The organism is Streptomyces sp. NPDC002690 (assembly GCF_053592415.1).
Window position 1 is genome coordinate 1 of record NZ_JBSFVR010000313.1, and the last position, 8664, is coordinate 8664.

6 protein-coding genes are annotated in these 8664 nt (G+C 69.2%); all 6 read left to right on the top strand.

The features are described 5' to 3' along the window. Window positions 1-392 precede the first annotated feature (392 nt). Window positions 393-1892: a bifunctional cytidylyltransferase/SDR family oxidoreductase gene (locus ACWD3D_RS28615; RefSeq protein WP_266704276.1), complete on the top strand. Its 1500-nt coding sequence runs from the start codon at window positions 393-395 to the stop codon at window positions 1890-1892. 144 nt (window positions 1893-2036) lie between these two features. After that, window positions 2037-4082 (top strand): hypothetical protein, encoded by a 2046-nt coding sequence (locus ACWD3D_RS28620; RefSeq protein WP_451463676.1) that lies wholly within the window; start codon window positions 2037-2039, stop codon window positions 4080-4082. Between the two features lie 146 nt (window positions 4083-4228). Then, window positions 4229-5461 (top strand): glycosyltransferase family 2 protein, encoded by a 1233-nt coding sequence (locus ACWD3D_RS28625; RefSeq protein WP_451463677.1) that lies wholly within the window; start codon window positions 4229-4231, stop codon window positions 5459-5461. A gap of 162 nt (window positions 5462-5623) precedes the next feature. Next, window positions 5624-6694 (top strand): glucose-1-phosphate thymidylyltransferase, encoded by a 1071-nt coding sequence (locus ACWD3D_RS28630; protein ID WP_266704270.1) that lies wholly within the window; start codon window positions 5624-5626, stop codon window positions 6692-6694. Next, the gene (gene rfbB, locus ACWD3D_RS28635; RefSeq protein WP_266704268.1) at window positions 6691-7677 is read left to right on the top strand and encodes a dTDP-glucose 4,6-dehydratase; all 987 of its coding nucleotides are present in this window, start codon (window positions 6691-6693) and stop codon (window positions 7675-7677) included. Before ACWD3D_RS28630 ends, rfbB begins: the two co-directional genes overlap by 4 nt. Further along, window positions 7674-8558: a dTDP-4-dehydrorhamnose reductase gene (rfbD, locus tag ACWD3D_RS28640; protein ID WP_451463678.1), complete on the top strand. Its 885-nt coding sequence runs from the start codon at window positions 7674-7676 to the stop codon at window positions 8556-8558. The genes rfbB and rfbD overlap by 4 nt, the downstream gene beginning before the upstream one ends. The last annotated feature ends 106 nt before the right edge of the window (window positions 8559-8664 follow it).

Genomic DNA, 8664 nt, shown 5'->3' on the forward strand with positions numbered 1-8664 from the left:
GGGCCGGGACCCGGACTCGGTCACCATCTGCGTCGCCGCCCCGGCCTACGTGGGAGCGACATCGTGGTGCTCGGCCCGGTCGGAAGCGGTCGCCGGAAGCGGGCGCGGAAACGGTGGGGGCCGTCGCGCCCGGACGGGTGGGACGGGGGCCGCGCGTATCGGCCGGTCGGGTGAAACGACGAGGCCGCCCGCTCCGCTCAGTCGGGCCGCAGAACGCTCAACCGTGTGGTTTCGGTCACCTGCCCGCGAGGCGCTTTCGCAGGTAACGGCGCTGCTCACACGGGAACGGCGGGTGTCGTGGACACTACCGCCACTCGACGTCCACCTTGCGAGATGGTAACGGAGAGTGCAACCATCGGGGGGTTCCCGAGCCCTCGCAAGGTAGGTCGTCTGTGTCTGTGCAGCACATAGCCCAAGCCCGTACCACCGCAGTCGTGCTCGCCGGGGGTACCGGTCAGCGCGTGGGGCTGTCCATCCCCAAGCAGCTGCTGAAGATCGCAGGCAAGGCTGTCATCGAGCACACCCTGTCGATCTTCCAGCAGTCCGAGTCGATCGACGACATCATCGTGCTGATGGCGCCCGGTTATGTCCCCGACGTCGAGAAGATCGTCGCGAAGGCCGGTCTGACCAAGGTCGTCAAGGTCATCGAGGGCGGGACGACGCGCAACGAGACCACCGAGCGGGCCATCTCCGTGCTCGGCGAGGGTCTGGCGGAGGGCGAGGACCGCAACGTCCTCTTCCACGACGCCGTGCGCCCCCTGCTCTCGCAGCGCGTCATCACGGACTGCGTGGACGCCCTCGGACGCTACGAGGCGGTGGACGTCGCCATCCCGTCCGCGGACACCATCATCGTGACCCGCACACACGGCGGTGACGGCGAGTTCATCACCGAGGTCCCCGACCGCTCCCGCCTGCGCCGGGGTCAGACGCCGCAGGCGTTCAAGCTCTCCACCATCCGCCGGGCGTACGAGGTCGCGGCCGGCGACCCGAACTTCCAGGCGACCGACGACTGCTCGGTGGTCCTGAAGTACCTGCCCGACGTGCCGATCTACGTGGTCGCGGGTGACGAGTACAACATGAAGGTGACGCAGCCGGTCGACGTCTTCATCGCGGACAAGCTCTTCCAGCTGGCCTCCACCGCCGTGCCCTCGCCCGCTGACGACGCGGCCTACCGGGACGCGCTGACCGGGAAGACCATGGTCGTCTTCGGCGGCTCCTACGGGATCGGCGCGGACATCGCCGCCCTCGCCGAGTCGTTCGGCGCCAAGGTTTACGCGCTCGGCCGGTCCACCACGGGCACGCACGTGGAGAACCCGGAGCACATCGACGACGCGCTCTCCACGGCCTACGCCGAGACCGGCCGGGTCGACTACGTCGTCAACACCGCCGGGGTGCTGCGGATCGGCAAGCTGGCCGAGACCGACAACGCGACGATCCAGGAAGCCCTGAACGTCAACTACCTCGCGCCGGTCCAGATCGCCCGCGCCTCGCACAAGTACCTCGCCGAGTCCAAGGGCCAGCTGCTCCTCTACACCTCCAGCAGCTACACCCGGGGCCGGGCCGAGTACAGCCTGTACTCCTCCACCAAGGCCGCCATGGTGAACCTCACCCAGGCGCTCTCGGACGAGTGGGCCGGCGACGGGGTGCGCGTGAACTGCGTGAACCCGGAACGCACCGCCACCCCGATGCGTACGAAGGCCTTCGGCGACGAGCCCTCCGGCTCGCTGCTCTCCTCCGAGGCGGTCGCCCGGACCTCGCTCGACGTGCTGCTCTCCGAGATGACCGGGCACGTCATCGACGTCCGGCAGCAGGACCCGACCCGGGGCGCCTCCGAGGCGTCGGGCTTCGAGCAGGCGCTGGCCGCCGTGCTGGACCGACAGGCTGATGTGTAATACTGCTTGACAATCCACCATTCGGACCCCTGTCGTTCACCTTCACGTGAACGACAGGGGTCCGAATTCGTGAAGCATTCGTGAAGCTATTTCTTCACAATTTCCCCGCAAGGTATAAGTCGGAACCCTCGGGAGCGGTACTTCGTGTTTTCGAAAGCCATTCGCGTGGCGAGAGTGGGCAGCGGTTCTGAGCTCGCCGCCGCAATTCTCCTGGCCCTGGGATTCCCGTGCGTCATGCTCGCGGCGATACTCCCCAATATCTGGTTCTTCGCCGCATCGGTCCTCGTCACATATCTGGCCGACCGGTATTTGCACCACTGCGGAAGTTATCTCGTCAATCGCCTCGCCGCCGTCCGGGCCGGATTGTCGATCCGTTTCCTCGTGCGTGAGCTGCTGCTGATCCTGCTCATGTCGCGCATGGGATACGGCGAGGGCGCGTTCTTCTACACGACGGTCGCCTGCCTCCTGGCGTTCTACGGGCTCCAGGCGCCGCAGAGCGCGATGGTGACCCTCGTCCGCCTCCGCCGCAAGCTGCCGGTGGTCACCCGGAACATCGACCTCGGCCCCGTCGGGATAGGGGACGCCCCGCCGCTGCTCCTGATGAACCGCCCGGCCGAGAAGATGCTCCACTTCGACGTGTTCGCCGTGGTGGGCGTGCTGGTCGCGCTCAAGACCGGCACCGACGCGTTCGCCTACGCGGGCCTCGGGCTGACGCTCTTCCTCGCGGTGGTCTACATCCTCGCGCTGCTGCCCTACGTCCGGCCCAGCCGCCTCGTGCCGCCGGAAGCGAAGGTCCTGGCGGCCGTGGACACATGGCTGCGGGAGTACAAGCCGACCGTCATCCTCTACTTCTCCGGCTCCAAGGACTCGGCCTACCAGGTCAACATGTGGCTGGAGACCATGGGGAAGCTCGACGGCCGGCCGATGGTCGTGCTGCGCGAACGGTCCATCGTCCCGCAGCTCGCCGGCACCTCCGTCCCGGTCCTCTGCGTCCCGGGCGGCGTGCACCTGATGAACCTGGACCTCTCGACGGTGCGGGTCGCGCTCTACGCGGCCAACGTCGGCAAGAACATCCACATGCTGCGCGTGCCGACCATGAAGCACGTCTTCATCGGTCACGGCGACAGCGACAAGCTGGCCAGTGTCAACCCGTACAGCAAGGCGTACGACGAGGTCTGGACCGCGGGCCGGGCGGGCCGCGACCGTTACGCGCTGGCCGACGTAGGCGTCCGCGACGACGACATCGTGGAGGTGGGACGGCCGCAGCTGGCCACCATCACCACCTGGAGCGGCACGCCGAAGAACGCCGTCCCGACCGTGCTGTACGCCCCCACCTGGGAGGGCTGGGACGACAACCCGGGCAACACCTCGCTGCTGCTCGCCGGTGAGAACATCGTCCGCCGGCTGCTGGAGTCCGAGAAGCCCGTCCGGGTGCTCTACAAGCCGCACCCGTTCACCGGCACCCGCAGCCGCAAGGCCGCCGCCGCCCATCTGCGGATCACCGCGATGATCGAGGGCGCGGCAGCCCGCCGCGCCACCGACGCGCGCTGGGCCGAGGAGAGCGCGGCGCTCCGGGGCGAGCAGGCCGAGGCCGCGGCCGAGCTGGCCCGCATCGAGGCGCGGCTCGCCGAGCTGGCCGGCGGCACGGGCGAGACGGCCCGCGACGAGGCCGAACTCTCCCGCAACTCGCTGGCCGACCCGGTGCGCGAGGCCGAGACCGCGAAGCTGCGGGACGACTGGAACACCGCCTACTGGCGCTCCCGGGGCTGGTGGCAGCACCAGGTCATCTCCGGGTCGGCCATGCGCCTGTACGACTGCTTCAACGAGTCGGACGCGATGGTTTCGGACATCTCCAGCGTGGTCTCCGACTTCATCGCCAGCGGCAAGCCGTACGCGGTGACCGACTCGGCCGAGCTGGGCGAGGAGGAGTTCAAGCGCCAGAACACGGCCGTCCGGGCCGCGGTGATCCTCTCCAACGACGCGAGCGAGCTGGACCGGCTGCTCGCGGCCGTGTCCGACCCGGCCGCGGACGACCTGGCCGAGGGCAGGCGCGAGCTGAAGGCGTACCTGCTCGGCCCCGACGAGCCGTCCTCGCTCGTCCGGTTCGACCGTGCCGTCCAGGCACTGGCCGCCCGGGCCGAGGCGCGCAATCTCGGTACCGCTCATCTCGGTGAGCCCGTGGGCGGCTGAATTCCGCCGCAGATGATCGAAAAGAAATGATCAATGGCCCGTTCCGACCCCGCGAGGGGTCAGAACGGGCCATTGTGATGTACGTCACTTATCGCACTTATGGGGTGCGCATAACTAATTCTGTGTGTTCACTGTCATGTGTATTCGTGAATGACACTCGAATTCCAGATGTCAGTGTGATTATCGGCGCCTATGAAGCCATGCCCTATCTCGTCCGCTGCCTCCAGTCGCTGGACGCGCAGACCCTCCCCGCGGACCGCTTCGAAATCGTCGCGGTCGACGACGGGTCGACGGACGGCACCGGTGCGTACCTGGACGAGTTCGCCGCGCGTACCGCCGTTCCCACCACCGTGATCCACCAGGCCAACTCCGGAGGCCCGAGCGGCCCGCGCAACGTGGGCCTCGCCAGGGCCCGCGGCCGGTTCGTCTTCTTCCTCGACGCCGACGACTTCCTCGGCTTCGAGGCGCTGGAGCGCATGGTCGCCCTCGCCGACAAGGCCGGCACCGACGTGGTGCTCGGCAAGATGGTGGGGGTCAACCGCGGTGCCGCGGGTTCGATGTGGAAGCGCCAGGACGAGGAGCGCGTCGACGTCTTCGCTTCCCGCGTGATCTACACCCTCAGCGCCCAGAAGCTCTTCCGCCGCGAGCTGCTGTCCCGCCACGGGATCACCTTCGACGAGAAGATGCGCAACGGCGAGGACGCCATCTTCACCATGGAGGCCTACCTCCGGGGCGCAGGTGTCTCCGTCGTCTCCGAGTACGTCTGCTACTACCTGGTGGGCCGTGACGACGGCCTGCACGTCACCCGCAGCGGCGGCTACGAGCCCCGGTTCGAGGCGCTGACGGCCCTGGTCGAGCTCATCGCGGCGCTGGTGCCCGAGGGACCGAAGCGCGATTTCCTGATGGCGCGCCCGTTCACCGTGGGGCTGATCCAGCAGTTCGGCCCGGCCGTGATCGAGGAGAGTGAGCAGGTGCGCGCCCACAAGCTGGAGCTGGCCGCCCCGATCGCGAAGTACTGGACCCCGGGCGTCGCGAAGCTGATCAAGGTGAACGAGCGCCTCCGGCTCGAATGCGTCGCCCGTGGCCGGCTGGACCTGCTGGCCGAGATGCACCGCTACATCGCCGCCCGGCACACGCCGAAGGTCGTGCGGGCCGACCAGGGGGACGCCGTCTACCTCGCGTACCCGCACTTCCGGAAGCCCGGGGCGGACATCCCCGACGAGGTGTTCGAGATGACGGTGCCCGAGTGGTCCGCCAGCAAGCGGCTGCAGGCGCCCGCGAGGCCGAAGCCGGGGCAGGGCGGGGTCGCGCCCACACTGGCACGCAGGGTGGTTCGCCGGGTTCGTCGCGACATGAGGCGGTGGAAGTCCTCCGTGTGACCCCACGGAAGCCGAGCGGGCGGCCGGGTGCGGCGGAGGCCGAGTTACTCGTCGGGATACTCCGCAGAAACTCGAAGTAATATCCCATGGAATGAAAGCGGCCTCGGGAACGCCTGCCATCCGGCTTCCGGCCACCGACCACGCAGCTTGGGGACAGCACACGTGAAGGCACTCGTACTCTCCGGTGGGGCGGGCACGCGCCTGCGCCCGATCACCCACACGTCCGCGAAGCAATTGGTGCCGGTCGCCAACAAGCCGGTCCTCTTCTACGGACTCGAAGCGATCGCGGACGCCGGCATCACCGAGGTCGGCATCATCGTGGGTGACACCGCCGCCGAGATCCGCGAAGCGGTCGGCGACGGCTCCGCGCTCGGCATCAAGGTCACCTACATCCCGCAGGAGGCGCCTCTCGGCCTGGCGCACGCGGTGCTCATCGCGAGCGACTTCCTCGGCGACGACGACTTCGTGATGTACCTCGGCGACAACTTCATCGTCGGCGGCATCACCGGCCTGGTCGAGGGCTTCCGCGGGGACCGCCCCGACGCGCAGATCCTGCTGACCCGGGTTCCCAACCCGACCTCCTTCGGCGTCGCGGAACTGGACGCCGACGGACGCGTCGTCGCGCTGGAGGAGAAGCCGAAGGAGCCCAAGAGCGACCTCGCCCTCGTCGGCGTCTACCTCTTCACCCCGGCGATCCACGAGGCCGTCCGCTCGATCGAGCCGTCCTGGCGCGGCGAGCTGGAGATCACCCACGCCATCCAGTGGCTGATCGACCAGCAGCGCAACGTCCGCTCCACCACGATCTCCGGCTACTGGAAGGACACCGGCAACGTCACCGACATGCTGGAGGTCAACCGGTCCGTCCTGGAGACCGTCGAACCGGCCGCGGACGGCGCGGAGGTGGACGAGCACAGCGAGATCATCGGCCGCGTGCGGATCGAGCCCGGCGCGAAGGTCACCGGCAGCCGCATCGTCGGTCCCGCGATCATCGGGGCCGGTTCGGTCATCAGCGACGCGTACGTCGGTCCGTTCACCTCGATCTCCGAGGGCTGCCGGATCGAGGACAGCGAGATCGAGTACTCCATCGTGCTCCGGGGAGCCTCCATCACCGGCGTCCGCCGCGTGGAGGCGTCGCTCATCGGCCGCGACGTCGAGGTCACCCCGGCGCCCCGCAACCCGTCCGCCCACCGACTCGTTCTCGGCGACCACAGCAAGGTGCAGATCTCCTCATGACGACCAACATCCTGGTGACCGGCGGAGCCGGCTTCATCGGCTCGCACTACGTCCGTACCGTCCTCGGCCCCCAGGGCCCCGGCGACATCACCGTCACGGTGCTGGACAAGCTCACCTATGCGGGCAACCCCGCCAACCTCGACGAGGTCCGCGACCACCCGGGCTTCTCCTTCGTGCAGGGCGACATCTGCGACGCCGAGCTCGTCGGCAAGCTCATGGCCGACCACGACCAGGTGGTGCACTTCGCCGCCGAGTCGCACGTGGACCGCTCCATCGACGGGGGCGCCGAGTTCGTCCGTACGAACGTCGTGGGCACCCACACCCTGATCCACGCCGCGCACCTGGCCGGGATCAAGACCTTCGTGCACATCTCCACCGACGAGGTCTACGGCTCGATCGACGAGGGCTCCTGGCCCGAGACGCACCCGCTGGAGCCCAACTCGCCGTACTCCTCGGCGAAGGCGTCCAGCGACCTCATCGCGCTCTCGTACCACCGCACCCACGGCCTCGACGTGCGGGTGACCCGCTGCTCCAACAACTACGGGCACCACCACTTCCCCGAGAAGGTCATCCCGCTCTTCGTCACCAACCTGCTCGACGGCAAGACCGTCCCGCTCTACGGCGACGGCGCCAACGTCCGCGACTGGCTGCACATCGACGACCACGTCCAGGGCATCGAGCTGGTCCGCACGAAGGGCCGTGCCGGCGAGGTCTACAACATCGGCGGCGGCACCGAGCTCTCCAACAAGGAGCTCACCGGCCTGCTGCTGGAAGCCTGCGGCGCCGACTGGGAGACCAGCGTCACCTACGTCGAGGACCGCAAGGGCCACGACCGCCGCTACTCCGTGGACTGCACCAAGATCCGCGAGGAGCTCGGCTACGTTCCGCGCAAGGACTTCAAGCAGGGCCTCGCCGAGACCGTGCAGTGGTACCGCGACAACCGCGCCTGGTGGGAGCCGCTGAAGGACCGGGCCGCCCTGTGAGCCCCGTCTGGCTGGTGACCGGAGCCGGCGGCATGCTGGGCCGTGACGTGCTGGCGAAGCTGGCTGCGGACGGCGTCGTAGCGGTCGCAGCCGACCGCGCGGCGCTCGACGTCGCCGACCCGGCCGCGGTGGCCGCCGCGTTCGCGGAGCACCGCCCCGCGGTCGTCGTCAACTGCGCCGCCTGGACCGCCGTGGACGACGCGGAGAGCCAGGAGGAGGCCGCGCTGCGCGTCAACGGCACGGGCCCGGCGGTCCTCGCCGAGGCGTGCCGCGAGCACGGCGCCGTCCTGCTCCAGGTCTCCACGGACTACGTCTTCGCCGGCGACGCCGACAAGCCGTACGCCGAGGAAGCCCCCACCGCCCCGCGCAGCGCCTACGGGCGTACCAAGCTCGCCGGTGAGCGCGCGGTGCTGGAGACCCTCCCGGAGACCGGTTACGTGGTCCGTACGGCCTGGCTGTACGGAGCGGGCGGCGGGAACTTCGTCCGCACGATGATCAAGCTGGAGGGCATCAAGGACACCCTGGACGTCGTCGACGACCAGCGTGGCCAGCCGACGTGGACCGTCGACCTGGCGGACCACCTGGTCGCCCTCGGCCGCGCCGCGCTCGCGGGCGACGCCCCGGCCGGCGTCTACCACGGCACCAGCGGTGGCGAGACGACCTGGTTCGGCTTCACCCGGGAGATCTTCCGGCTGCTGGGCGCGGACCCCGAGCGGGTCCGTCCCACCACCAGCGAGGCTTTCGTGCGGCCCGCCCCCCGCCCGGCGTACAGCGTGCTCGGACACGACCGCTGGTCCGCCGCCGGGATCACGCCGGTCCGCGACTGGCACGAGGCACTGGCGGAGGCGTTCCCCGCCCTCGTCGCCGCCGAGCGCGGCTGACCGCCCGACGCACCGTCACGACGGCCGGACCCCCGCCCACCAGGGCCGGGATGGTACCGCTGTGCGTCTTGTTCTTCGGCATCGCGCCGTTATCTCCTCGTCAGTG

Coding starts and splice junctions, on each gene's coding strand:
- rfbB (WP_266704268.1), top strand. CDS start 6,691: ATGACGACCAACATCCTGGTGACCGGCGGAGCCGGCTTCATCGGCTCG.